This is a genomic window from Brytella acorum, assembly GCF_029309905.1.
GTDB classification, from domain to species: domain Bacteria; phylum Pseudomonadota; class Alphaproteobacteria; order Acetobacterales; family Acetobacteraceae; genus Brytella; species Brytella acorum.
Genome location: NZ_JARBJP010000002.1, coordinates 142,732 through 167,974 on the forward strand (window position 1 = coordinate 142,732; position 25,243 = coordinate 167,974).

At 58.6% G+C, this 25,243-nt stretch carries 26 protein-coding genes; 12 read left to right on the top strand and 14 right to left on the bottom strand.

Translation table 11 applies throughout. The features are described from left to right. Nucleotides 1-3 precede the first annotated feature (3 nt). Nucleotides 4-2,979 carry a Tn3 family transposase gene (locus tag PWM43_RS03945; protein WP_062247721.1) on the bottom strand — a complete coding sequence of 992 codons (2,976 nt, stop codon included), beginning with the start codon at nucleotides 2,977-2,979 and terminating at the stop codon, nucleotides 4-6. Between the two features lie 139 nt (nucleotides 2,980-3,118). Between PWM43_RS03945 and PWM43_RS03950 the strand changes: the two genes are divergently transcribed. Next, the gene (locus tag PWM43_RS03950; RefSeq protein WP_062105589.1) at nucleotides 3,119-3,703 is read left to right on the top strand and encodes a recombinase family protein; all 585 of its coding nucleotides are present in this window, start codon (nucleotides 3,119-3,121) and stop codon (nucleotides 3,701-3,703) included. Then, nucleotides 3,700-4,479 (top strand): helix-turn-helix domain-containing protein, encoded by a 780-nt coding sequence (locus PWM43_RS03955; protein WP_081105755.1) that lies wholly within the window; start codon nucleotides 3,700-3,702, stop codon nucleotides 4,477-4,479. Before PWM43_RS03950 ends, PWM43_RS03955 begins: the two co-directional genes overlap by 4 nt. 183 nt (nucleotides 4,480-4,662) lie before the next feature. On the opposite strand, the gene PWM43_RS03960 is transcribed toward PWM43_RS03955, so the two are convergent. From PWM43_RS03960 to PWM43_RS03970, 3 genes are read right to left on the bottom strand one after another with little or no spacing between them, the layout of a single operon-like run. Further along, nucleotides 4,663-4,980, bottom strand: a complete 318-nt coding sequence (locus PWM43_RS03960) for a DUF1634 domain-containing protein (protein WP_217124594.1) — start codon at nucleotides 4,978-4,980, stop codon at nucleotides 4,663-4,665. Then, a complete protein-coding gene (locus PWM43_RS03965) occupies nucleotides 4,977-5,837 on the bottom strand; it encodes a sulfite exporter TauE/SafE family protein (protein ID WP_217124593.1) in 861 nt (286 codons plus the stop codon). Before PWM43_RS03965 ends, PWM43_RS03960 begins: the two co-directional genes overlap by 4 nt. 15 nt (nucleotides 5,838-5,852) lie before the next feature. Continuing rightward, nucleotides 5,853-6,596 carry a GntR family transcriptional regulator gene (locus tag PWM43_RS03970; protein ID WP_286731195.1) on the bottom strand — a complete coding sequence of 248 codons (744 nt, stop codon included), beginning with the start codon at nucleotides 6,594-6,596 and terminating at the stop codon, nucleotides 5,853-5,855. Between the two features lie 380 nt (nucleotides 6,597-6,976). On the opposite strand from PWM43_RS03970, the gene PWM43_RS03975 reads away from it, so the two are divergent. The 4 genes from PWM43_RS03975 to PWM43_RS03990 are packed head-to-tail and all read left to right on the top strand — an operon-like array spanning nucleotide 6,977 to nucleotide 13,494. After that, nucleotides 6,977-7,549, top strand: coding sequence for a recombinase family protein (locus tag PWM43_RS03975; protein ID WP_289841279.1), 573 nt, complete (start codon nucleotides 6,977-6,979; stop codon nucleotides 7,547-7,549). 58 nt (nucleotides 7,550-7,607) lie between these two features. Beyond that, nucleotides 7,608-9,125 (top strand): type I restriction-modification system subunit M, encoded by a 1,518-nt coding sequence (locus tag PWM43_RS03980; protein ID WP_289841280.1) that lies wholly within the window; start codon nucleotides 7,608-7,610, stop codon nucleotides 9,123-9,125. After that, the gene (locus PWM43_RS03985) at nucleotides 9,122-10,423 is read left to right on the top strand and encodes a restriction endonuclease subunit S (protein WP_289841281.1); all 1,302 of its coding nucleotides are present in this window, start codon (nucleotides 9,122-9,124) and stop codon (nucleotides 10,421-10,423) included. Before PWM43_RS03980 ends, PWM43_RS03985 begins: the two co-directional genes overlap by 4 nt. Further along, nucleotides 10,423-13,494, top strand: a complete 3,072-nt coding sequence (locus PWM43_RS03990) for a type I restriction endonuclease subunit R (protein ID WP_289841282.1) — start codon at nucleotides 10,423-10,425, stop codon at nucleotides 13,492-13,494. The genes PWM43_RS03985 and PWM43_RS03990 overlap by 1 nt, the downstream gene beginning before the upstream one ends. Before the next feature lie 350 nt (nucleotides 13,495-13,844). On the opposite strand, the gene PWM43_RS03995 is transcribed toward PWM43_RS03990, so the two are convergent. The 8 genes from PWM43_RS03995 to PWM43_RS04030 form a co-directional block, all read right to left on the bottom strand. Next, nucleotides 13,845-14,357 carry an NAD(P)-binding protein gene (locus PWM43_RS03995; protein WP_289841283.1) on the bottom strand — a complete coding sequence of 171 codons (513 nt, stop codon included), beginning with the start codon at nucleotides 14,355-14,357 and terminating at the stop codon, nucleotides 13,845-13,847. A gap of 29 nt (nucleotides 14,358-14,386) precedes the next feature. Beyond that, nucleotides 14,387-14,620: a hypothetical protein gene (locus PWM43_RS04000; RefSeq protein WP_289841284.1), complete on the bottom strand. Its 234-nt coding sequence runs from the start codon at nucleotides 14,618-14,620 to the stop codon at nucleotides 14,387-14,389. Beyond that, entirely contained in the window at nucleotides 14,610-16,412 is a 1,803-nt protein-coding gene (locus PWM43_RS04005; RefSeq protein ID WP_289841285.1) for a DEAD/DEAH box helicase, read from the bottom strand. Before PWM43_RS04005 ends, PWM43_RS04000 begins: the two co-directional genes overlap by 11 nt. Nucleotides 16,413-16,797: 385 nt before the next feature. Continuing rightward, nucleotides 16,798-17,112: a helix-turn-helix domain-containing protein gene (locus PWM43_RS04010; protein WP_289841286.1), complete on the bottom strand. Its 315-nt coding sequence runs from the start codon at nucleotides 17,110-17,112 to the stop codon at nucleotides 16,798-16,800. 329 nt (nucleotides 17,113-17,441) lie between these two features. After that, a complete protein-coding gene (locus tag PWM43_RS04015) occupies nucleotides 17,442-17,861 on the bottom strand; it encodes a type II toxin-antitoxin system death-on-curing family toxin (protein ID WP_289841287.1) in 420 nt (139 codons plus the stop codon). After that, nucleotides 17,861-18,088, bottom strand: a complete 228-nt coding sequence (locus PWM43_RS04020; RefSeq protein WP_035382081.1) for an AbrB/MazE/SpoVT family DNA-binding domain-containing protein — start codon at nucleotides 18,086-18,088, stop codon at nucleotides 17,861-17,863. Before PWM43_RS04020 ends, PWM43_RS04015 begins: the two co-directional genes overlap by 1 nt. Nucleotides 18,089-18,190: 102 nt before the next feature. Continuing rightward, the gene (locus tag PWM43_RS04025) at nucleotides 18,191-18,709 is read right to left on the bottom strand and encodes a helix-turn-helix domain-containing protein (RefSeq protein ID WP_237955468.1); all 519 of its coding nucleotides are present in this window, start codon (nucleotides 18,707-18,709) and stop codon (nucleotides 18,191-18,193) included. Between the two features lie 313 nt (nucleotides 18,710-19,022). Then, nucleotides 19,023-19,313, bottom strand: a complete 291-nt coding sequence (locus PWM43_RS04030; protein ID WP_289841288.1) for a GNAT family N-acetyltransferase — start codon at nucleotides 19,311-19,313, stop codon at nucleotides 19,023-19,025. A gap of 287 nt (nucleotides 19,314-19,600) precedes the next feature. Between PWM43_RS04030 and pqqA the strand changes: the two genes are divergently transcribed. The 5 genes from pqqA (at nucleotide 19,601) to pqqE (ending at nucleotide 22,755) form a co-directional block, all read left to right on the top strand. Then, nucleotides 19,601-19,681 (top strand): pyrroloquinoline quinone precursor peptide PqqA, encoded by an 81-nt coding sequence (gene pqqA / locus PWM43_RS04035; protein WP_289841725.1) that lies wholly within the window; start codon nucleotides 19,601-19,603, stop codon nucleotides 19,679-19,681. A gap of 71 nt (nucleotides 19,682-19,752) precedes the next feature. Beyond that, on the top strand, nucleotides 19,753-20,655 hold the full coding sequence (gene pqqB / locus PWM43_RS04040) for a pyrroloquinoline quinone biosynthesis protein PqqB (protein ID WP_289841289.1): 903 nt from the start codon (nucleotides 19,753-19,755) through the stop codon (nucleotides 20,653-20,655). Then, nucleotides 20,652-21,383: a pyrroloquinoline-quinone synthase PqqC gene (pqqC, locus tag PWM43_RS04045; protein WP_289841290.1), complete on the top strand. Its 732-nt coding sequence runs from the start codon at nucleotides 20,652-20,654 to the stop codon at nucleotides 21,381-21,383. The genes pqqB and pqqC overlap by 4 nt, the downstream gene beginning before the upstream one ends. After that, nucleotides 21,383-21,667 (top strand): pyrroloquinoline quinone biosynthesis peptide chaperone PqqD, encoded by a 285-nt coding sequence (gene pqqD, locus PWM43_RS04050; RefSeq protein ID WP_289841291.1) that lies wholly within the window; start codon nucleotides 21,383-21,385, stop codon nucleotides 21,665-21,667. Before pqqC ends, pqqD begins: the two co-directional genes overlap by 1 nt. Continuing rightward, complete coding sequence (pqqE, locus tag PWM43_RS04055) at nucleotides 21,664-22,755, top strand: pyrroloquinoline quinone biosynthesis protein PqqE (protein ID WP_289841292.1); 1,092 nt, start codon at nucleotides 21,664-21,666, stop codon at nucleotides 22,753-22,755. The genes pqqD and pqqE overlap by 4 nt, the downstream gene beginning before the upstream one ends. A gap of 65 nt (nucleotides 22,756-22,820) precedes the next feature. Here the strand turns inward: pqqE and PWM43_RS04060 are convergent, their stop codons facing one another. Continuing rightward, nucleotides 22,821-23,045, bottom strand: coding sequence for a hypothetical protein (locus PWM43_RS04060; protein ID WP_289841293.1), 225 nt, complete (start codon nucleotides 23,043-23,045; stop codon nucleotides 22,821-22,823). A 17-nt stretch (nucleotides 23,046-23,062) separates the two neighbouring features. Then, a complete protein-coding gene (locus PWM43_RS04065) occupies nucleotides 23,063-23,314 on the bottom strand; it encodes a hypothetical protein (RefSeq protein ID WP_289841294.1) in 252 nt (83 codons plus the stop codon). Between the two features lie 518 nt (nucleotides 23,315-23,832). Here PWM43_RS04065 and PWM43_RS04070 point away from each other — a divergent pair. Continuing rightward, nucleotides 23,833-25,236 carry an aminotransferase-like domain-containing protein gene (locus PWM43_RS04070; protein ID WP_289841295.1) on the top strand — a complete coding sequence of 468 codons (1,404 nt, stop codon included), beginning with the start codon at nucleotides 23,833-23,835 and terminating at the stop codon, nucleotides 25,234-25,236. The last annotated feature ends 7 nt before the right edge of the window (nucleotides 25,237-25,243 follow it).

Here is a 25,243-nt window from a genome sequence, read left to right on the forward strand (position 1 = left end):
CGATCAGGCGGCACGAGCCTGTTTCGACAGATTGAGCGTCTTGCGGCCCGCAGAAGCTGCGGCTTTGTCCCAGAGAAAGTCTCCGGAAAAGGCGATGTGCTCCCATCCCACCGGGGAAGTATGCGCCAGCAGGTCCTCAGGGACGGCCGCCGATGTTGAGCGCAGATGTGTGACGGCGGTTTGCAGATAGACTGTATTCCAGTAGACGATCGCCGCGATGACGAGATTGAGGCCCGACGCCCGGTATTGCTGGGCTTCATGGCTGCGGTCGATGATCCGTCCCTGGCGGAAGGTATGGATTGCCTGGGTCAGCACATGCCGCTGCTCGCTGTTGTTGAGCCCTGCCTGACATCTCTGCCGCAGATCAGGGGTTTCGAGCCAGTCGAGCATGAACAGAGTGCGCTCGATCTTGCCGATTTCCTGGAGTGCGACGTCGAGCCGATTCTGGCGCTCATAGGCAGCAAGCTTGCGCAACATCCTGGAGGGCGCGACATGCCCGGCCTTGATTGATCCGACAAGCCGCAGCACGTCCTCCCATTGTTCCCGAATGATGTCGGTGCGGATGGTTTTGCCAAGCAGCGGGCTGATGGAGGGATAGGAACTGGCCGGTGCGATGGACGCCAGGCGTCTATCCGGAAAGTCGCGCAGGCGCGGGCAAAAGCGAAAACCCAACAGGGCGCAGAGCGCGAAGACATGGTCGGTGGCACCACCCGTGTCGGTATAATGCTCGGAGATTTTAAGCCCGGTTCCATGACTGGTCAGGCCGTCGAGCACGTATGGCGCTTCGTGTGTCGCAGCCGAGATGACCTTCACATGGTATGGGGCACGCTGATCAGACACATGCGTGTAAAAGCTGAACCCATGGTCAACGCCGTACCGGGCATTGACGTCTCCGCCCGAGGCACCGCGCTTGGCGCCGCGAAAGAACTGCCCATCAGAGCTCGAACTCGAACCGTCCCCCCAGCTCCGGGAAAATGGCAGACGATGATGAGAGTTGATGAGGACGGCCAGCGCCTTGCGATAATTTTCGTCGCGGACATAAGCGTCGTGGGTCCAGAAGAGCTGATCACGGGTAACGCCGTGACTCGCGGCAGCCATGCGTGATAGCCCCAGATTGGTAGCGTCCGCCAGAATGGCCGCGAGTAACGCATTCTCGTTGGGACAGGCTTCGCCCGTGCGCAGATTGGTAAAGGCGCTGAGGAAACCGGTAGCCTGCGCCACCTCGTGCAGCAGCTCCGTGATGCGGATTGGCGGCATCAGGGCGTTGAGCTGTTGCGCCAGGTTTTCCGCTTGCGGCGGCGTTGTCGCGCGTATCGGCGATATCTGGAGGTGCCCGTCACGAAAGCGCACCCCCTGCAAGGCGTCGCGTTTCAGGCTTTGCGCGAACTTCTTCAGGCGTTTATCCAATTCGCGAGCGCGCTGATCCAGCCATTCATTTGCCGACAGGGGCAGGTCAAGTTCGGCAATGAACGGTTTTGCCTGCTCCCTACTGAGCATGTAGCTGTCGAAGCGACGATAATTGGCCGACCGCTCGATCCACACATCGCCGGAACGCAGCTTGTTGCGCAAATGCGCGAGCGTCGCGATTTCCCACAGACGCCGGTTGGGCTTGTCATCCTGATCGATAACGATCTTCTGCCATTCCTTGCGAAACGGCATCGGTGCGTCGCCAGGTAAATCGCGTTTGCCTGCTCTGTTGAGATTCCGCAACAACGTGATCGCAGCCAGGGTCTTGGCGCCTCCTCTTCCTGCCTGGAATTCCAGCGTTTCCAGCAGATCGGGCGCGAATTTTCGAAGGGTAATATAACGCTCCGCAGCGGCTGTCAGAGGATCGAGGTCGGCAGTCCTGGCGATCGCCCCAACCTCTGACCTTGCTTTCAACAGGGTCGCCCATCCGACCGTGGCATCCAGAGTTTCCATAGGATCTCTGCCGTCGCTGGCCGCCTCGGCCAAGGCATCGATGGTCGCCTGAAACAGGCGCATCAGGCGTGCGACGTTCTTCGATGTTGCCGAAAAGCTGCGGGCCTTTGTGTTCCGTGCCCGGGTAAAGATGCTGCCGACCAGCTTGTCAGCCATGTCCAGGGCGCTGTCCGTCAGACGTTCCTCGGCATCGATCAGGAAAGCGACGAGCGTGGCGTAACGGCGTGATGGCGTGTAGCGCTCGATCATCGAGGCCGGAGATATCCGGCCTTCCCGGACGTATTGGTGAAAGCGGTCGATGTGAATGCGCTTGGCGACGACGGGATCAATCCCGATCTGTCGAACCTGTCTCAACAATTCCAGAATGCGCTTGATGTGATCCGGCTTGACGGCAACCGGTATGGTCTTGAGCGAGGCAAGTTGGCTGATGCTCCCTTCAGGCGTTGTGGCGAAAAGCCGATCCAGCGCCGTGACCTGATCGCCTGTGAGGCCCTGCGTTAACGCCTGCGCGGTCTTCCGTCGGGCCCGCGCCCGTCCCGCAATGCTGGCGCGTTCGATGGTTGAAATCGAAGGGAGTGCGATTTTGGCATGGCGTAGCGCGTCCATCACGGCCCGGACGATTACGATGCCGCTGTCCGTGGCCCAGGCTGCGTTTGCCGCAGCCTCGATCATGAACGGGATATCGGCTCTCTGGGGCGCGCGCAGGCCAAGGATCGTCATCAGATCGCGGGCATGATCGGTCATCGTCTGCTCCCGCGCGGCGTAATCGGCGAGGTCGCTGCCGGAAAGCTCAAGTTGGTCTGCCACGAAGGCGACCAACGCGGATGGCGTCGATCCGACGTCCTGCACAAACTGAGCCAGTGTTGTTCCCGGGTGCCTGAGTAACGCCAGTTGCACGGCAACGCCCATCTGGGTGCGTCGCCTGCGCCGGGAACCGATGATATCCAGATCCGATGGCTCGAAAGTGTAAAGGCGGACCAGACTGTCCCGGTCTGTCGGGATGGCGAGCATCTGATCCCGTTCCTGGGCTGTCAGCAGGTGATGTTTGAGCCTGGTCACGCTGTCATTCCGTCCACAAAAGGTCAGTCTCGGCTATGGACAGCGGAGAGTAAAGAGACGCATTATGTGGACGGATATTGTCGATCCGGAATGGTCATTCACTCAGTGTCCACAGAACGGTCGTTTGGGAGACGGCGCCATGGGCGGCATTCTGGGATACGCGCGTGTCAGTACCGGTGATCAGGATGTGGCCGGGCAGCGTATGCGATTGGAAGAAGCCGGTACGATCCGTGTGTTCACCGATGTGATGTCGGGCAAGAGCATGGAGCGACCAGGACTGGACGAGCTGCTGGAATACGCACGCAAGGGCGATACGCTTGCGGTTGTGCGGCTCGACCGCCTCGGTCGTTCACTGGGAGAGTTGCTGACAACGGTGACCATGCTCCGCTCACGCGGAATAGCGTTGCTCAGCCTGGAGGAGAAAATCGACACTTCCTCCGCAGCCGGAGAGCTGATCTTCCACGTCTTCGGCGCCATTGCGCATTTTGAGCGGCGACTGATCTCAGAACGTACACGCGACGGGATTGCGGCGGCGAGGGCAAAGGGCAGGTTGCCGGGGCGGCAGCCGCTCGACAGCGACAAGGTAAGCGCGGCGCTGAAACTTATCGCGGCGAGCGTGTCGCCGGCTGAAGCGGCGCGTCAGCTCGGGATCGGGCGATCGACCGTCTATCGCGAGATGAAGCGACTTGGCGTCGCGCGGCCGACACCATCGGCTGTATCATGACAACAGACGATCAAGTGGTTCTCAGCGCGCGAGAGAAAGAAGCGCTGCGTCTGCTTCTGGTCGGCCATGACGCAAAATCCATTGCCAATACGCTTGGTCTGTCGGTGCACACAATAAATGACCGCCTACGCGATGCACGGCGCAAGCTGGGCGTTTCGAGCAGCCGTGAAGCTGCCCGACGTCTCGCCGAGATGGATGGGGGCACCCCCAATTTTGTCGGCCCCAAGGAAATTGGGGGTGTCGAAGCAGCTTCTTCGGTGGATAGGGCCAAAGAGCCAGAATTGCCGCGATCATCGGGGCATCGCCTGGCGTGGCTTACCGGAGGAATGCTTATCATGTCTCTTATCATTGCGGCCGCAGCGCTTTTGACCATCAGCGGGCAGGACGACGCCCGGGTTTCCGCCCAGAATATTTCGACAAGCATTGCCCGTCCTGCCGAAACAAAGGCATCGGCGGATGCCCGCAAATGGGTCGAATTGCTTGATGAAGGGCAGTGGGATGCAAGCTGGCAAGCCGCAGGCACACTGTTCAAGGCAAAGATCACCTCGGCGCAGTGGGCCACTACGATCCAGTCTGTACGACAACCGTTGGGACGCCCGTCATCACGCACCTTCCAAAGCGTGATGCAGACAAAAACGCTGCCGGGCACGCCGGCGGGTGACTATCAGATCATTCAGTTCCAGACGCGTTTCGCTAACAAACCCAACGCGGTTGAAACCGTCGTACTTTCTCGTGAACAGCCATATTGGCGCGTTAGCGGATATTTCATCCGCTAACTTCCGTGCTGCTTGCCGTTGTTCAACAAAGAAACAGCGACTTGCCCTCAGACAAGATCACGCTACCCAGACGTTCTTCTACTGTTCATGCTAAACGTTGTTTAGCGTACTTTCCACACGATGGCCTCTACATCACAGGACATGATATGTGGCCTGCTCTGGAGGAGCTTTGCTCTGCTTCCATTACAGTCCGATTATGATTCCCGCCGCGATGATTGCCAGGACAAGGGCCGAAATCGCCGTGTAAGCATAGTCACGCTCGCGCAGAAAGATACCCAACATCAGTGCCACGCGCGCCACCGGCAAAAGAATGAATAGCGCCACACCGGCTTTCACGATGTCGTAGCCGCTAAAACCCAGGTTTAGCTGACCCTCGAACGGCTGGAGGGCATCCAAGGTCATGCCAGCAGTAATAACAGCCGAGGCAAGCCAGGTGCCATACCAAAGCAATGCAGCGATGATCTGTTCACGGCGTTCGAAATTGTCGGTTCTAGACCTCATGCCGAGCCTCCTGGAATATGCACGCCCAAAGCGCTCAGAAGCATTTGAATGGCGAGTAGGACCAGGACAATGACAAAGAAGATACGCAGCTTGTCGGCGGGAAGCCCCATCAGCAAGCGCGCTCCCAGTAGCGCCCCGACAACGGAGCCCAAGGCGACGGGGCCAGCAATGCCGATATCAATGTCTCCCCGCACGAAGTAGGCCCCAGCGCTCGCCGCCGCCGTCACGCCGATCATGAAATTCGATGTGGCGGATGAAACCTTGATAGGCAGCCGCAAGGCAGTGTCCATCGCCGGGATTTTGAGTGCACCGGAGCCGATGCCGAGCAGCGCCGAGATCAGGCCCGCGCCGTACATCAACGATAGGCCGAGCGGCACGCGACCGACTTGATACGGCACGTCTCGGTCTAGGACACGGTCGGGAAAACTCGAATGCAGGCGCAGCACCGTACCCCAGCTCTTCACATTGGGCGCACTGGTATCAATCACCTCACGACGGCGAGCAAGCATCTGTTTTGCCGAGACGACCAGAATGACGGCAAACAAGCCATAGAGAAAGGACGTTGAGGCAATACCGATCAGGAGCACACCGGTTACCGCCCCAAGCGTGGTGGCCGTCTCTAGAACGATAGCGAGCCGGATGTTGGTCAAGCGCCCTTTCAAGAATGGCGCTGCACTGCCACACGAACAAGCGATGACCGAGACGATGCTCGCACCGATGGCCACGTGAATATCCACGCCAAATAGCAGCGTAAGAATCGGCACAATAAAGATGCCGCTTGCCATGCCCAGCACACCACCCAAGGCGCTCGCGCCGAAGGCGGCCACGAATAGCCAAAGAATCATTGAGTTTTCCATTGCAGCGATTCCCGGTCACGTTCGCGTGCGCACACGTCGGGACAATCGCGTGGAAAACCGGATCAGATCGCCACGGTAGTAGAGCTTTTCGTAATCGACCGGCCGATGCCCCTCGGTGTAGGAGGTGCGCTCGATAAGGAAAATCGGACTTCCGACCTCGATCCCTAATGCTTGAGCGACGTGCTCATTTGCTGTAGCCGCTTCGAGTTGATACTGGGCTTCGACCAAAGGCAACTCGTACTTGTTTTCCAGCAGGTCAAAGATCGGCTCTGCCTCCAGATCGTTGCTCGCGACCTTCTCGCCAATATCGAGCGGCAAATAGGTTTCGTCGAACGACATGGCCACGCCATCAGCCAAGCGCACGCGCTCGATGCGGTAGACCTGTGCGCCGAGTGTGACGCCTAAGTGCTGCGCGACCTCTTTTGTGGCGGGCATAGGTCGTTTGTCCAAGAGCCGAGCGGTAGGGTGGCGGCCAAGCGTTACCATGTCTTCCACGAATCCGCTTAACTCGTTCAATTCTTGGGTGAGCTTCGGCTCAGTGACGAAAGTGCCCTTGCCGCGTCGGATCTCGACCAAGCCGCGGGCCACTAAATTTTCAATCGCTTTTCGCACTGTTGTCCGACTGACCTCAAAGCGCTCTACTAGGCTATTTTCAGAGGGAAGTTGGCTACCACAAGGCAGCACAGCCGTAGCAATGTCTGCGGCGAGCGCTATCTCGACTTTCGTGTAAAGGGGAGAGTTTCCAAATTCGGTGACCATCCACGCATCGTAACATAATGACATCATGATGTCAATTGAGATGATGCCTGGTAAACGATCGATTAGGTTCGGACTTTTCAAGCCATCAAGAATAGGCCTACACGGTGTCAGTGCGATCCGAGGACTGCCGAAACATCAGAATAGTTACTACTACTGATCAAAAAGTAGCGACAAATGACCGCGTTAGTCGGAACGACCACTCGTTCAGTTTTGACCCCGCGCCTCGCCACCCGACCCCAATCGGAACATTTACGCTCGTGGTGCACTCCGCTTCTGAATTTTGTGCAGTCGCCTTCTGAAAATGACAACATCCGAGGCTATCCGAACCCCAATTGTCGAGTTAACATTCCCGTCAAGTTTTCAACGTCCCGGTTGTGTCAATGAAACAGCGGATCGGCTACGCACGGGTCTCCACGGAAGACCAGCATCTGGACTTGCAGCGCGATGCGCTTCAGCAGGCCGGGTGCCATGTCATCTATGAAGAAGCGGCGAGCGGAAAGAACGCCTCGCGCGTGGAGCTGGAGCAGTGCCGTAAGGCTTTGCGCGACGGCGATACGCTAGTGGTGTGGCGGTTGGATCGGCTCGGTCGCAGCCTGCCTGATCTCGTGCAAATCGTCGCCGAGCTGGAGCGCTCCGGGATTGGCTTTGAGAGCCTCACCGAGAAGATCGAAACCAACAGCGCGGCGGGCAAGTTGGTCTTCCACGTGTTTGCAGCCCTCGCGGAGTTCGAGCGCAGTCTGATCCGCGAGCGAACCCATGCTGGTCTGGCCGCAGCGCGTGCCAGAGGCCGCTCAGGCGGCCGCAAGCCAAAGCTTGGAGAGAAGCAGGTCCGCGAGATCAAGGCGCTACTTCGTGACCCTGAAATACAGGTTGCTGATGTAGCCCGGCGCTACGGCGTATCCCGAACCACCCTATACAAACATGTCGGTGTCGTGGCCCCACGGCACCCATGACGTTCAACGCACATAGCCGCTCCCAAGGAATCACAAGAATGCTGTCTCGGAGACCACATTGAGCATCGAGAAAACCCTCTTCGCCGCCGCTGACAAGATGCGCGGCGCGATGGACGCCGGGGAATACAAGCACATCGCGCTTGGCCTGCTGTTCCTCCGCTATGTCTCCGAAGCCTTTGCGCGGCGGCATGATCTGATTGCCGAGGAGGGCGGTGATCCGGAAGACCGCGACGAATATCTGGCCGAAAACACCTTTTTCGTGCCGCCATCGGCGCGCTGGTCTTCACTCGCCGCGCAGTCGAAGGATGCCCGCATCGGCGTCATGATCGATGACGCGATGCGTGAGATCGAAGCCGAGAACCCCAGCCTCAAAGGCGCGCTGCCCAAGGTGTTCGGCCGTGAGAGCATCGACCGCGCCATGCTGTCGGGCCTGATCGACCTTTTCTCGAATCTCAAGCTTGATGGCACTCGCGCTGATTTCGACCTGATCGGGCGTATCTACGAATACTGCATCGGCGAGTTCGCGAGCAGCGAGGGCAAGCGCGGCGGCGAGTTCTATACGCCAAAATCGGTGGTCGATACGCTGATCGAGATGATCGAGCCGACCCGTGGCCGCGTTTATGATCCTTGCTGCGGCACGGGCGGCTTCTTCGTCCAGTCGGAAAAATTCATCGACGCCCATCAGGGACGCAATGACGACATCGCCATCTATGGGCAGGAGCGCAACCACACCACCTTTGGTCTGGCGCGCATGAACCTGGCCATCCGCTCGATCTTTGCCGATATCCGCTGGAACTCCGAGGGCACGCTGCTGCGCGACGAATTTCCGGATGAGCGGTTTGACTATATCCTCGCCAACCCGCCGTTCAACATTTCGGATTGGTCGGGCAACCTGCTGCGCGAAGATGCCCGCTGGCGTTTTGGTGCCCCGCCAGTAGGCAATGCCAACTTCGCCTGGATCCAGCATATCCACGCGCATCTATCTTCTACGGGGATTGGCGGCGTGGTCATGGCCAACGGTTCCATGTCGTCGATGTCAGGGGGCGAAGGTGAAATCCGGCAGGCGCTGGTGCAGGGCGATGCAGTGGATTGCATAGTCGCCCTGCCGGGGCAGTTGTTCTACGGTACGCAGATTCCGGCCTGTTTGTGGATTCTGGCCAAGGACAAGTCCAACGGCATCGCCATGAGTGAGAAACTGCGCGACCGGCGCGGCGAGGTGCTGTTCATCGACGCCCGCAAGATGGGCGCACTGGTGCCCGGCTCGCGGAAACAGAAGGAACTGTCGGAAGACGAGATCCGCCGTATCGCTGCCGCCTATCACGCGTGGCGCGGTGAGGCGCGCGAGGGGGCATACGAGGACGTGCCGGGCTTCTGTAAGTCCGCGACTCTGGCAGACATTGAGGGACATAACTTCGTCCTGACACCGGGCCGTTACGTCGGCGCGGGCGCGGCCGAGGATGACGATGAGCCTTTCGAAGAGAAGTTCGAGCGGTTGATGGGGAACTTGCGGGAGCAGTTTGCCGAGGGGCGAAGGCTTGAGGCTGAGATTGAGTCTCGGCTGGAGGCGCTGCGATGAGTGTTTGGCCTGAGGTGAAAATTGAGGACGCGCTAGATGCTCTGATCGATTATCGAGGCAAATCACCAAAGAAAGCGTCATCCGGCATTCCCGTCATTTCGGCTAAGGTCGTTAAATCGGGCCATATATCAGATGTCATAGAACAGCGAATTTCCCCCAACTATTATCAAGAGTGGATGCGTAGAGGTATCCCTCAAGTCGGTGACGTTGTGCTGACCACCGAAGGGCCGTTGGGTGAGGTGGCCCGGTTAGACCGTGAGAGTGCAAATTTTGCTCTAGGTCAGCGTATTGTGACCCTGCGCGGAAAATCTGGATATCTTGATAATGGCTATTTGAAATATCTGCTGATCTCTCAGCCGATACAGGATCGCCTACATGGCAGAGCAACGGGCAGCACTGTTGCGGGTATTAGTCAAAAGTCCCTCCGTGAGATGGAGATTCCGGTCGCTCCTATTGAGGAGCAATGCGAAATTGCTGCCATTTTGGGTGCGCTGGATGACAAGATCGAGCTGAACCGCAAGACGGCGGCGACGCTGGAGGAGATGGCGCGGGCACTCTATCGCTCGTGGTTCGTGGATTTCGACCCGGTGCGCGCCCGTGCCGAGGGCCGCTCGCCCGCCCACATGGACGCCGCCACAGCCGCACTCTTTCCCGACAGCTTCGGCGAGGATGGGCTGCCGGAGGGGTGGGCCGTAAAGCCTTATTCCTATCTTATCGAAATACTCAGCGGTGGCACGCCAAAGACTTCGGAACCGTCTTTCTGGGGAGGCTCTATCCCATGGTATTCGGTAGTAGACGCTCCCGCTGCGGGGCAAATTTTTGTCCACACAACTGAGAAAACCATTACTTCAGAAGGGCTTCAAAATAGTCCTGCCCGCATAGTGCCTCGTGGAACCACTATCCTGAGCGCCCGTGGGACTGTGGGAAAACTAGCTATGGCTCCGTCCGATATGACGTTCAATCAGTCATGTTACGGCCTGAGAGGGCGAAGCAAGCCATTGATTGCGTTCACGTATTTCGCGACTTTTTGGGCAGTCGATCAGCTGAAGTCTATGGCGCATGGCTCGGTGTTTTCAACTATTACGCGCCAGACCTTTGAAGGCATCGAACTAACTTCGGCACCAAATCAAATATTGGATGCGTTCGAAGAACAAGTCGAATGCTGGCTCAGCCAAATAGATAACCTAGGCCGGCAAAGCCATACGCTCGCCACGCTACGCGACACCCTCCTTCCGCGCCTGATGTCCGGCGAGCTTCGGGTCGGTGCCGCGCGTGAACTGGTCGAGGAGGTCGCCTGATGGCCTGGATCAGCGAGGCGCAGCTTGAAACGCATTTCATGGAGAGCCTCGCGCCGCTCGGCTACAGGCTGGCAGATGGGGCGGATGTCTCACCCGAGGTAAAGGAGCCGCTCCGGGCAAGCTTCCGCGAGACGATCCTCGCTCCGGTTCTGCTGGAAAGTCTGGCGCGGCTGAACCCGGATGTGCCGAAAACTGCGTTGGAGGACGCTGCCCGGCGCGTCACCGACAGCGTATTTGCTTCCGACATCGTGCAGGAAAACCGCCGCCTCCATGATCTGATGGTCCACGGCGTGCCGGTGACGTTCTTCCACGACGGCGAGGAGCGCAACGCCCGCGTGCAGTTGATCGACTGGAACAACGCGGCCAATGACTGGCGCGCGGTGCGTCAGCTTGATGTGGTAGGCAAAACGGCACGCATCCCCGATGTGGTGCTGTTCCTCAACGGCCTGCCTCTGGTGGTGGTGGAGCTGAAGGGCGTTGGCGGTGCAGACATCAAAGCCGCTTGGAATCAGATCGATACTTACCGGGCAGACATCCCGGATTTGTTCCGCACCAATCTGTTGACCGTGATCTCGGACGGGCTGCATGCGCGCTACGGCTCGCTCTCGGCGGGTTTTGACCGTTACATGAGCTGGCGCACGGTGGACGGCACGACGCTGGTGCCTAAGGGGTCGGAGCTAGAGCTCTCGACGCTGACGAAAGGTCTGCTCGCGCCGCAGGTGCTGCTCGATATGCTGCGCTGGTTTGTGGTGTTCGAGGATGAGGGCAAGGGGCCGATCAAGAAGATCGCGGGCTATCATCAGTTCCACGCGGTACGTAAGGCGTGCGAGACGATCCTGAGCGCTCGTGCAGGCGACGGTAAGGGCGGTGTGATCTGGCACACGCAGGGCTCGGGCAAGAGCCTGCTGATGACCTTCCTGTCCGGCCGCGTCATGCATCACCCGGCGATGGAGAACCCGACGCTGCTGGTGTTGACCGACCGCAACGATCTGGACAACCAGCTTTTCGCCACCTTTGCGCGCTGCAAGGATCTGCTGGGTGAGGAGCCGGTGCAGGCGGACAGCACCGAGGATTTGCGTCGTCTGCTGGATCGCAATGTCGGTGGCATCATCTTCTCCACCATTCAGAAATTCCGCCCGGAAAGTGGAGAGACCTTCCCAGAGCTGACCCCACGCTCCAACGTGGTGGTGCTGGTGGATGAGGCGCATCGCACGCAATACGGGTTCGAGGCCAAGCTGAACAAGGACACGGGCGAGATCCGCCACGGTCTTGCCTATCAGCTGCGCAAGGCGCTGCCAAACGCGGTGTATGTGGCCTTTACCGGCACGCCGGTGGAGCTGGTGGGTGCGGATACGCGCGGTGTGTTCGGCGACTATATCGACGTCTACGACATCGCGCAGGCGGTCTCCGACGGCGCAACCGTGCCGATCTATTACGAGGCACGGGTTGCGAAGATCACGCTCGATGACGAGATCGCGGCGACGCTGGATGACGATTTCAACGAAGCAACGGAAATGCTGGCCGAAGATCAGGCCAGCGCGACAGCGAAGAAATGGGCGCGGGTCGAGGCGCTGGTCGGGGCGGATAAGCGTCTCGATACCGTCGTGCAGGACATCCTCACCCATTTTGATGCCCGGCTGGAGGCGATGGACGGCAAGGCGATGATCGTCTGCATGAGCCGCCGCATCTGCGCCGAGGTCTATGATCGCATCATTGCCGCACGGCCAGAATGGCATGGTGACACAGACGATACCGGCAACGTCAAGGTGGTGATGACCGGTTCGGCAACCGACCCGGCGGCGCTACAGCAGCATATCCGCTCCAAGACCCGACAGGAGGCGATCCGCAATCGGTTCAAAAACCCGGCCGATCCGCTGAAACTCGTCATTGTACGCGACATGTGGCTGACGGGCTTTGATGCGCCGTGCATGCACACGCTCTACGTCGATAAGCCGATGAAGGGGCACGGTCTGATGCAGGCCATTGCTCGCGTGAACCGCGTGTTCCGCGACAAGCCTGCGGGTCTGGTGGTGGACTATATTGGCATCGCGGCGGAGCTGAAAGCGGCGCTGGCGCACTACTCACAGACTGACCAAGCTCAGACTGGCATCGATGAAGCCGAAGCAGTAGCTGCCTTTCTGGACGCTCTGGATGTGGCGCGAACGCAGTTCCACGGATTTGACTACGGCGCTGCGCTGCATGGTGCGCCGAGCGAGCGGCTCGCAGTGCTCCCGGGCGCGATAGAACACATTCTGGCCCAATATCGCGACAGCGACGCGGGGCCGAAGCGTTTTCATGATGCTGCCGCGGCGCTGATCAAAGCTTACAAGCTGGCGTCGGGCAGTCCTCAGGCGACCGAGCATGCGGAGGAGGTGGCTTTCTTCGCTGCCGTCCGATCAAGTCTAGGAAAGTTGGATGCAGGTGGCGGCCGCAATGATGGCGGGACCGATTTCGCGATCCAGCAACTGGTCAACAACGCAGTGGCATCGACAGAAGTGGTCGATATCCTCGAGACTTGCGGCTTCGACCGGCCGGATATCAGCGTTCTATCCGACGCCTTCATGCTTGAACTTCAGAACATGCAGCACCGCAATCTGGCGGTGGAAGCGTTGAAGAAGCTGTTGAATGGCGAGATCAAGGCGCGGACGCGCACAAACGTGGTCCAACAGGAGGCTTTCTCGTCTCGGTTGGAGGAGGCGATCGCTCGCTACCACAACCGTAGCGTTGACGCCCTTCAGATCCTGCAAGAACTGATCGCGCTGGCCAAGGATCTACGCAACGAGCCCGAGGATGGCCTGAATGCGGCCGAGCGCGCGTTTTACGACGCGCTCGCTCAGAATGAAAGCGCCGTGCAGGTGATGAGCAATCAGGAGCTGAGGGTGATTGCGACGGAGTTGGTGAGCACGGTGCGCAACAATTCCGGCGTTGACTGGTGGAAGCGGGAAAATGTCAGAGCAAAGATGCGTGTGGCGATCAGGCGCATCTTGCATCGGCATGGTTATCCGCCTGACTTGGCGTCAGAGGCCGTGAAGTTAGTATTGCGGCAGGCCGAAGCTTTAGCGGTCGGCTGAGAGTCGGAGAGTCCTTCTGATCGGAAGACGCTTGACATAAGTGCCAACGTTTCAGAGCGTGGCCGACAACTCGGCCGAACGATTGCCATATGCGTGAGCGGTCACTGGCAGGTAACGACGAACTTGCTCTCGATCGGCTGCCTGTCCTTTATCAGCCGGGGCCGGATTAAGACCGTCCCGTTCACTATCCAGAACAAACCTGTCTTTGACGGCAAAGGTTTCCTCCGGAAAGCTTGTTTACAGGAGTGGCTCTGGCATGCCAACATTACCCATTCGGCTGTATGACCAACGCGAGACTCGTCTCGACAACAGACCGACGTTAGAGGTCAACTAATGAGGCGTGACGCGTCCTACTTTGGGGTTTTTGAAAGCAAACGCGTGATGTGGTCGAAGGCGGCAAGCTTGGCTTGACTGACGGTTGGAAAATTGCGGCGCGCATGCTGGACCCTTGAACCATCGACCTCCGCGATTGTGGCGGCGTGTCCGCCGCCGCGTTCGTAGACGGTGACGCGAAACCCATCGGCCTTGATCGTCGGATTCCCCTTGGCGGATGTCTTCCAGACGCGACTAAGCCAACGCGCACGCTTTCCGGTGCGGCTGCGCATGGATGCTTCGCGTTCCCTTGCCGCGACCAAGCTCCCTTCCATATGTCCTGCGCAGACGCAACCGACCGCAAGGATCCCTGAATAGTCAGGATGCTCCATGTGGTGAACGTAGCGGATAGTCTGCGATTCGCACATTTCGCACTCCGTCTGTGGCTCGCCCAGGTCTTCAATGTCGACGCAGTTCCAGCCCTTGTGCGGCACGCCTGGCATGGACCACTTTCCGCGCTGATGGCGAATAAGCTCTTCTTCAGTTGGCATATTGACCCCTTGGGCGCCTTACCAGCGAGTCAATTCGCGAGTTCATCTGTCGGCTTGAGTTGCTGCAGCGCGGTCAGCTTGGCAAGGTCGCGCGCGATGATGGTCGCAGCACAGGCCGTACAGTAGTGGTCCCAGCTTCGCCCATTCCGCACTTTCAATCGCGTTTCACCCATCGAGATGCGATGCTTCGCGTTTGCCTGACAGTTGTGCGACTTCCCGGCCACATCCACGGCGACTTGGCAGATCAATGACTTAATTGCCACCGAAGACCTCTCTCTCCGCTTGTGCCACGAGCCCCGCGAAATTCGCGTCGATCTGATCCAGCTCGGGGCGCGTGAATTCATGGCGCTGCCGGCTCGTGCGACCGACGGTAGCGTTGACTTGGCGGTCGATCGCGGCCTTCAGAACGATGAGGTTGTCGCGTCCGAGGCGCTGCCGATCGAGGTCGCGCCCGGCTGGGTTTATGCCACGCTGATGCAGGACTCGCGCAGCTTCGGTCCGCACCCGCATATCGAGGCTGTCGCGCATCGCCTGACGTTGCGCCACCTTAGTGACGGGGACCGGCTGGAGAGCTTGGCGGGACGGGTCGAAGTCGCCGGCTATGATGCCGCGCTCTTGTAATAACCGGATCGCTGCAGCCTCGTCTTCTTCGAGCAGATGGATCTCTTCCAGCTGAACTTCGGACTGGGCGCGCACTTCCAGGTCATCCCAAGTTCGCGGTGCAGGCATGATTTCGCGTTCGCCCTGAGGATCGCCGGGATCAAGTCCCTCAAGCGGCAGCAGCTGATCGAAGTAAGCCTGGTCGGCTTCGCTGTACTGCTGGAAGTCGCCCCACTGCCTCGCGATGTTTGCTCCTGCATGGAAAACGACGACGCCCTGGTTCAGCACGTGGCCGGGAGCGTTCTGAACGATTACCCGCATGATCCGACCGACGAACTGCACGAACGGCGACAGGTTGGCGAAGATGCTGAAAACCGCTGCCACCGCTAGGTAGGGATGATCGAACCCCTCGCCGAGTTTACGCACCTGCACGATGACATCGAGCTGATCGTTTTCGAGCTGCTGCATCACGCGCTGGTTGGCGGCGCTGTCTTCGCGTGAGTGCACGTATCCCGCGCGCTGGCCGCGTGCCACGTAGGCTTGAACGATTTGACGGCAGTGTTCGAAGTTCAACGCAGACGCAATGATCTTCAGCCGCCCCTCGCCGGTCTCGGTACGGAGCCGGTCAAGCTCACGAATCGAGGCGTCTACGATGGTGTTGAGCGTCTCCGTCGAGGTCACGATGCTGCGGCGAAAGTCCGCATCCGCCTCGCCGAGCCGCCTCACCTCGGCGAGGCCGACCTCGATTTCGGCACCGCCGTCGCGGCGCACATAGCGTAGTGTCCGCGGATTCAGCTGCACGGCCTTCAGTCTCTTGACGTACCCTTCCTGGATCGCTCGGAAAATGGGATATGAATACAGAACGCGACCCGCCATGATCTGGCCGTCGGCTCGCATCGGCGTCGCGCTGAAATTGACGATTTTCGCGTTAGGGAAGCGCGCTTTCAGCGCGGTCCAGCTATCCGCGACACTATGGTGTCCCTCGTCGAAAAGTATCAGATCGAAGTAGTCCGCTGGCAGGGTTTGCAGCCAGCGGTTGCCGTCACCCTGCAATTGTTGGATGTTGGTTATGACAACGTGAGCGTCATCCAAATCGGCGCGGTTTGCGGTTGTGCCTCGGATCTCGACAGGCTCAGGATACGGAGCGCCGGCCAACACTTGGCACTTTTGATAAAACATTCCTTGGTTGCTGGGATTGAAGTCCGCTGCCAACTGCCCGGCGATCGGTACGCCCGGCGCGACAACCAAAGTACGCGCTGACCGGAAGGCGAAGGGCGCGAGCGTGATCGTGCCGGACTTCCCGCAGCCGACCGGGAGAACGATACCCACCTCCCGTTCAGTCTCTCCCGGATTGCTCGCGTAGTTCACCAGCGCCTGGTAAGCCTCACGTTGCGGCGTTCGGATATTGCGATTGCCGCCGATGTTGGGCTGCCGTGTCTGGAACGGATTGGTCATCTTTTTCTTCCTTGGGTGGCAGGGAGCAGTGACGCCGGCTCATGGGCAGCTCTTTAAGCGTGCGCTCGACGTTGGCTGATGGAGCCGGCGATGGCGCTCCACGCCTTGTCTTGGGCTGCCTGAGGATGGCCTCGAGCAGTTCGGCCAGACTGGCGTGCCGGTCTTGCGCTTAGCTTCAACGATCCTGGAGGCAAGTCGATCTAAGTCAGGCTGGGAACCATCGGCAATCGCGCGTATTACTCTTTTAAGAATATCTGCGTTCATGCGATTTCATCTTTGCCCACGAGCCGTCGGGGGAGAGGCGGCTCGCCGATAGACTGAATTCCATTGCCAGAGGCTGCGCTGCGTATTGACTGCCGGATCGAGTGTTGCCGGAGCCTTACAGTCATGCGACGCCTTTTAGGCCGCGTTTGTGAACCAGATGCAACAACTTGAGTGCAGTGCCGGCGGGGTTTTTTTGCCCAATCTCCCATTTCTGAACGGTTGAAAGACTCGTGTTCAGTAGGCGCGCAAATACCGCTTGGCTAACGTGCGCGCTCTCGCGGATGCGCTTAATCTCGGCGGGCTCCAACGGTTCCACCGGTGACAGCCAAAGCGGGTTGATTTCGCGTAGCGTGACTTGATCAATTGGGCCGGCGTTGCCATGCCCTTTGGCCGTGCCGCGCACGGCTTCGATGTTGGGTGAGCCTGTCTTACGCATAGCGATCAACTTTCCGGAACGCTGCCAAAAAATTTTAGATAAAATGTAGCACTAAGTGCTATAGTCAGACAAGCTGATTTTTCGATGTGGCGCCACCATCGTGGGCGCCTGCGCTACGTGTTACATAAGAGTGACTGGCACATGAGAGTGGCTGGCCGGGTTTGATCGGGCCATCCATTCGCGAACTCCGACTAGAGAACGAAAATGGTATTTTTCGTGGTATCTGCAGACATAAATCCCGCTAAGTCTTGAAAATATTGGAATTAATTGGTTCATTGATGATTGAGTGGGAATGATGAGTTCTTCGCAGCGTTCCTAATCGACCTCCTTCAACCTTGAGAACTCTCTATCAACTCGCTCAGGGAACACCGTCGGAGCCAAGCTGCGAACGCATCTTCCCCCATGGCACCAGACGCAAGAGCCACCATGGCTTCGACAGCTTCCGGGGCGCTAACCTGCACACGAGTTCCGTTCAAGCGAAGGAAAAGGACGCAGCAGCTCCAGGCTGTCCGTTTGTTGGCGTCATTGAAGGGATGATTGCGAGCAATGCCATAAGCGTAGGCAGCAGCCAGAGTCGCGGTGTCCGGGGGAGGCTCCTCAGCGTAGTGCCAGCGGTGTTCTGCACGGGCTAACGCGCTGTGCAGCAGATCTTCGCTTTTGAGCCCGTGGGCTCCGCCGTATTCCTTCAGGGCCTGATCGTGCATGAACAGCACCGCGTCGGGTTCCAGAAACTCCGGCACGTCCTGCATTAGCGCTTGGCCAGTTCCTGAAGAACATCCGCCTGCTCACGCAGCGTCTCGCGCGCCATCTGCATCTGACGCTCAAGTTTGAGATTGCGCTTCACCAGCTTGATGCCGTCGGCCATTTCGACCAGCGTGAGTTCCTGCCCGACCTCCAGACCAAGCCGGATACGTGTCTCCGCAGGAAGGGTGACACCGACAGAATTGCCCTGTTTTCGAACGACGACCGTTTCCATGGCCCATGCTCCGTATTACGATTCGTAATACGTAACAGGGCCACCTCAGCGGCGACAAGCGCAAATGCCCCTTTAGCAATGCTGATCAGACTGAATTGCGGGTCAGGTGGTTTTCCAGCCGTTGATGATTTCGATCCACTCGCCGGGTGAAAGCTGGCTCGGACCATGCGGTTCGGGGTATCGACGCCCTGAAAGCAGTCGCTTCTCCTCAATATGTATATCTCTGGACGCCTTCTGCGCCATCCTGTCACTTACAACCCGCACGCCCCGGAAAATGGCGCGGGCCATATGCTTTCCGGCCGCGCGAAGCTGATCGGTGGCCTTGATAAGGAGTTTGTAGGTATTGCTGGTTCTCACCCATCGACCCTCAACCCGCTTGCGCCGGTGGGTACGCTCGATCAGTCCAAGCTCATAGCCACGTTCAAGCGCCCGGATGACCGTCCGCACCGAATAACGACAGGCCCGAGCGATGGCATCGTGACTCGGATAGAGGCCGCCCGCCCCGAGGAAGGTGGCGAGCGTCATGAGCACGGATTTTTCGGATGGCTTCAGTTTGTGGTCAAAATAGAGGCTCAGAACCTGCTTGCGGAAGGCTGCCTTGACGGAAGCATGGCGGCTCATCGCTCCGCACTCCCGCTCGAAGCCAGAACGCGATGAAAAAAACTTGCCTGAAAGGTCCTGAGATCCGTGACAACAGAGTCAGTTTCTAGTACGCTGCTCGCACGCATTGCACGATTTTTCCTTGATCGTGCGTGCCGTTTTTGAACGTGTTGGACTCTTTAAGTCTCTGATTTCGTTGGAGTCAGCCGGTTTTGACATGGTAGGGGTCACAGGTTCAATCCCTGTTGCGCCCACCATCCGGTCCGCGGAATTCCCCCTATTTAATCGCTTTCGTGATGCCGTTGATGTTGCGTGGCCAATGTCAGCACCTGCCTCAACTCCCGGGCGCTGGGACGACAATGGCGGCATATTCCGGGTGAAGCGTGACAAAGCGCTTGAGAAAGCTGCACTCCAGTTCCACTCGCTGGCCCGTGGTCCGCAGATGGTCGAAGACGGCTTGAGCCAGTCTCGCACCGATCCCCCGCCCGCCAAAGGCGACAGGAACTTCCGTGTGGTCCAGCACAAGATGGTGGTCTTTTTCATAATAGCTGATGAAAGCTGAGTTCTCCGCTCCGAGCGCGATGGCGAAGCGATGATGTGCGACATCGTGGATGAGGGGGTCCATTGGCATGGTTCCATTTGGCCGTGTGCGTGATGTCATGGTGTTCTTGCTCCATGACTGTCGAGACGGGATGATCGCTGGGCTGACGATCCCTCCTTTTGGGGTTATGTCGGTTCACGCCGGTTCGCGGATACGATTTCAGATCATTGTTTTATAGAACATTTTTTTCGAGCCGATGAGTCTATCCGCATCGGATGATGCTCCGGATCTCAAGAAGATGTGAACTGGCCCCCGCCGCAGCGGTGCCTATAGTAACCGCAGTCCGCAACCGACATGAAAGGATGATGCTCATGGCTTGGAACACACCGAAGGTGACCGAAGTGCCGCTGGGTGCAGAAATCAACAGCTACGTCTGCGGCCAGAAGAAGTAGTCTTCTCAGGTCACGTTGAAACGCCGTCAGTGCCTCGCGCTGACGGCGTTTTGCTTTTATAGACCGATCCCATGATAGATGTGATCGTGCTTGGCGCCGCCGCGGGAGGTGGATTTCCGCAATGGAACTCCAATGCTGAGGGCTGCCGTCGAGCGCGGGCCGGTGATCCGGCGGCTCCCGCTCGAACACAGGCTTCCATAGCCATAAGCGGCGATGGTGAGCACTGGTATGTCGTTAACGCATCTCCCGATCTCCGGCAGCAGATCCATCAGACGCGCGAGCTTCACCCGAGACACGGTCTGCGTTCGACACCGATCGCGGGCGTCATCCTTACCGGCGCCGAGATCGATACGATCGTCGGTCTTCTGACGCTGCGCGAGCGCCAATCCTTTGAGCTTCTCGCAACGCGGCCCGTTCTGGACCAGCTCGATGCGAACCCGATTTTCGAAGCGCTGGATCGCAGCCTTGTCGCGCGTCACGCGATCGAACCCGAAGAGCCTATCGCACGGCATGGCCTGACCGCCCGACTTTTTCCCGTGCCGGGAAAGGTTCCGCTTTATGCCGAAAAAGGCGAAAATCCCGCCAGTATCGTGGAAAATGGCGAGACCGTGGGGCTGGAGGTTTCGGATGGACGGACGCGGATGCTGTTCATCCCCGGATGCGCCCGCATGACGCCGACTCTCCGAAAGCGCATCGAGGGGGCGGACCTCGTCATGTTCGACGGCACGCTCTGGCAGGATAACGAAATGATCCGTGCCGGTCTGGGGCAGAAGACCGGCCAGAGGATGGGTCACATGTCCGTCCACGACGCCGATGGTGCGATCGTATCCTTCAAAGATCTGACGATCGGACGGAAGATTTTCATTCATATCAACAATTCGAACCCTATCCTTCTCGCGGACTCGCCGGAGCGTGCCCAGGTCGAGCAGTCGGGATGGGACGTCGCTTATGACGGCATGAGGATTTCACTATGAGCGAAACGCTGCTTTCACCGGGACAACTGGAGGCCGCGCTTCGGGCCATCGGCGAAGAGCGCTACCACAATCGCCATCCGTTTCATCGTGCGCTTCATGATGGCCGGCTGAGCCGGACCCAGGTTCAGGCCTGGGCCTTGAATCGCTATTATTATCAGGCTCGTATCCCTGCAAAGGACGCGACCCTGCTCGCGCGCCTGCCGACGGCGGAACTGCGTCGCGAATGGCGCCGCCGGATCGAGGATCATGACGGCGATGCGCCTGGCACGGGCGGCGTCGCACGGTGGCTCCGGCTGACGGATGGCCTCGGCCTGGAGCGAGACTATGTTGAATCTCTCGACGGGCTTCTGCCCGGCACGCGTTTTGCCGTCGATGCCTATGTTCACTTCGTGGGTGAACGCTCCATTCTCGAGGCCATCGCATCGTCGCTGACGGAACTCTTCTCGCCGACCATCATCAGCGAGCGTGTTTCAGGCATGCTGCGCAATTACGATTTCATCACCCAGGATACGTTGGCCTATTTCACGCCCCGTCTGACGCAGGCCCCGCGCGATTCTGATTTCGCACTCGCCTATGTGAAAACGCATGCATGCACGATCCCGCAGCAGCAGGCCGTTCTGGCTGCGCTCCGCTTCAAGTGCGGTGTCCTGTGGTCCATGCTGGATGCCCTGGATTACGCCTATGTCGAACCGGGCCTCATCCCGCCCGGAGCGTTCCGGCCGGTCTGATGTCCTGCAATCCTGAAGGGCGCGTGCCTGCTTTCGCCCGAGGCGTCCGGCTTCAGCGCGACCGCGTGCGCGAGCAATGGGTCATTCAGGCCCCTGAGCGCGCCTTCATCGTTGACGACATCGCTGCGGCGGTCCTGCAGCGCGTCAGCGGCGACGTCACGCTGGCTCACATCATCGACGATCTGACGACGGCTTACGATGCGCCGCGTGAGACGATTGCGTCGGACGTGTTGTCCATGGTCGCTGACCTTGTGGATCGGCAGGCGCTGGTGTGGCGTTCATGACGCTGCCCGCGCCTCCGATGAGCCTGCTGGCGGAACTCACCCATCGCTGTCCGTTACAATGCCCGTATTGCTCGAATCCGGAGGCGCTGGAGCCGGTGGCCCAGGAGCTTTCCACGCAGGAATGGATACGGGTTTTTGATGAAGCCGCGGATCTGGGGGTGCTGCAGGTTCATTTTTCCGGCGGTGAGCCGATGGTCCGGCGTGATCTGTCCGAACTCGTGCGGCATGCGGTGCGAAAAGGGCTTTATACAAATCTCATCACGTCCGGGGTCCTGATGGATTCCAAGGCGCTGGGAGCGCTTTCGTCCGCGGGGTTGGATCATGTCCAGCTGTCGTTTCAGGACGTGGCGCCGATAATGGCGGAGCATATCGGTGGGATGAAAGGGGCGCAGGAAAAGAAGATCGAAGCCGCGCGTCTGGTGGTCGCCGATGGTATGCCGCTCACTTTGAACTTCGTCGTGCATCGTCTGAACGTCGAGCGGATTCCGCAGATGTTCGATCTTGCCGAGGAACTCGGCGCGCGCCGGGTCGAGATCGCCCATACCCAGTATTATGGATGGGGTTTGAGAAATCGCCGTGCTCTGCTGCCGACGCGCGAACAGCTTCAGCAGAGCGAGCACGATGTGGCGGCTGCCCGTGAGAGATTCGGGACGCGGATGGCCATCGATTTCGTCACCCCGGATTATTATGCGGATGAACCGAAGCCTTGCATGGGAGGGTGGGGCCAGCGTTTCCTGAACATCACGCCGTCGGGCCGTGTATTGCCCTGTCATGCGGCCGAAACCATTCCGGGCGTGCTTTTCCCCGATGTGAGGGAAACAGGGTTGGCTCGGATCTGGAATGAATCGAAACTGTTCGGGATGTTTCGTGGTACGGACTGGATGCCCGAACCCTGTCGCTCCTGCGCCCGGAAAGAAGAGGACTGGGGCGGGTGTCGTTGTCAGGCGCTGGCTCTGACCGGCCGCGCGGACGCGACCGATCCGGTTTGCCGACTATCCCCCGATCGCGGACTGGTAGACAAGGCGATCGTTCAAACGGATGATCAGCCTTTCGTCTATCGTCGCATGGGCCGAAACGCGGCAGGTTAAGGCGTCGGGCGGACATCGAGCCCGTTTTGACGCACCCGGATAGAGTCAGGGTGTGTTGACGGGCGTTATCGGAAAATCTTCGTAAAAAAACCGTCGATCATGGGGCCAAGAAAGTAGCCGACGATCAGGCTGCCAAGGACGATCGGCCAGGACCAGATGGAATAGGCGCTGTATTGCGGTTGCTGTTCAAGAATGGCGACAGCCGCATCCACAATAAACGGAATGGCCCAGCACGAGACGGTTTCGAGCGGAGCCAGAAAGCCGCGGGACGTTGTCGTGGGTGTGCTCATGATGTCCTCGTGCGCCTTCAGGAAATTCCAATGTGCCAGCAGAAAAGAAGGCCACCAAGAAGCGCGCCGAAAAGCGCTATATAGCTTGTGTGAAAATAGTTATGGCTGTCCATATAGGTATAGTGGAGAGCAAGAGCGACATAAGCATGGGCAAGAAAAAGTCCTGCGACCATGCCTATAAATCTGGATTTCAATTTTCTTTCGGACTTTTTTCGATCGGCGGTATCAGGACCTGTTTTGTTGGCCAGGGTGCCTTGTGCGTCCTGCATTCTTTCTATCCTTGAGCTATGACGGAAAAATATTTTCATCGGGGCCGAATGCATAAGTCGCCCATGCGGAGACGGCGGTGGGTAAAGTTTTGAAAAGTCGTTTGGCAACGGTGTTCACGGCGTAGGATTAAGGCCGTTGACCCGTCGGAGCAAATTTGTTTTCTCCTTATGATGTATGCAAATCCATACAATTCTACGTTAAATCTGCCTATGGCCCTGCCGAGAAACCATACAATCAGATCAGGAACTCGAAGGCTTGACAGATTTTGGATTCAAGCTGTTGTTTTTTATATCTAATTTTCTGTCAAAGGTTTCATGATTTGTCTTGTGCGTCATGGTCTCTGGTGGCCCCGGGGTTGCACGTGGTGGTCGACGCGATTTTGCGCACCATCGGAGAAAAGCATGCATTGCATGAATATTGATATTTTATTTTGAATGTTGCATAGATGATGTTGGAGATTGTAAAGTAATGGATAAAAACTTACGTTCACTCATAAAAATAAAAATTCGGTAATCGAATGCCCGACGTAGATCTTATGCCTCGGTGGAAACGTCTGGTCGACAGAAATCCTGGGCCAGCTTATCTGTCGATTGTTCTCGCGCTGGAAGATTCATTGCGGCAGCGGCTTTTGCAAGATGGCGATCGATTGCCCCCACAGCGGCAGATCGCGAGAATGTTGGGCGTGGATTTGACGACTGTTACGCGCGGCTTTTCAGAAGCGCGACGCCGGGGGCTGATCGAGGCGACGGTTGGACGAGGCACTTTTATAAAGACCGGTGCAGGCGACGCGGGTTGGCGCGATACTCAGGGCGCGATCATCGATCTGACAATGAATATTCCGCCGGTTCCGGATAGTCCATCTCTGGAAAATCTGATCCAGAGTGACATGAGGGCATTGCTCCGCAAGTCGGATTCTGGTGCGCTACTGAGCTATCGCGTCACCGGAGGAACAGTGGAAGAGCGGCGGCTCGGAGCCGAATGGGTGAAGCCGCTCGTCGGTGCGCGCAAGGAAGATCTGGTGTTGATTGTGCCGGGCGCTCAGGCGGCCATCGCCGCCGTCGTATCGACGCTGACATCGCCGGGTGACACCATTCTCACCGATCGTTTTACGTATCCCGGTATCCGCGCGGTAGCGGCGCAGTTTGGCCTGATCATCAAAGGGGTCGAGGGCGACGCAGAAGGCATGATGCCTGACGCGATGGATGACGTATGTCGCCGCTACGCGCCCAAGCTGATTTACTGTACGCCGACCGTCCAGAATCCGTCGACAGCAACAATGTCCGTTCAGCGGCGCGAGGCCATCCTCGCAGTGGCCCGCCAGCACCGCCTTTTCCTGCTTGAAGACGATCCTTACGGTCTTCTTCTTCGTGACCCTCTCCCAGCCCTCGCGCAACTCGATCCGTCACGTGTGTTCTATATCTCAAGCCTGTCCAAGGTCATCTCCCCAGGCCTGCGACTGGCCTATCTTGTCGTCCCCAGTATGGAGGCCGGATATCGGATGACATCGGCCATCAGGGCGCTCAGCCTCGCCAGTTCGGGGCTGATGACCAGTCTTGCCACGCGATGGATTCAGAATGGTTCGGCAGGAGCCATTCTGAGCGCCATTCAAACTGAATTGCGGGAACGGCAGGCGATCGCTCTCGGTATCCTGGGAGGCGGTCACGGCATGCATCCTGACGGGCCACATGTGTGGCTGAAACTGCCGGAATGGTGGGAGAGCGCGGAATTTGTTTCCCATGCCCGCAAACAGGGCCTGGGACTCGTGCCGGGCAGCGTATTCGCGGTCGAGCACGAGCCGCCTCGTCGGGTTCGCATCGCTCTTGGAAGCGCCTCCAGCCGCGAGAGTCTTGAGCCCTCTCTACGGCGTGTCGCTGACCTGCTGGTACATCGACGCGAACATGGATTTGGCGCGGTGGTTTAACCGCCTC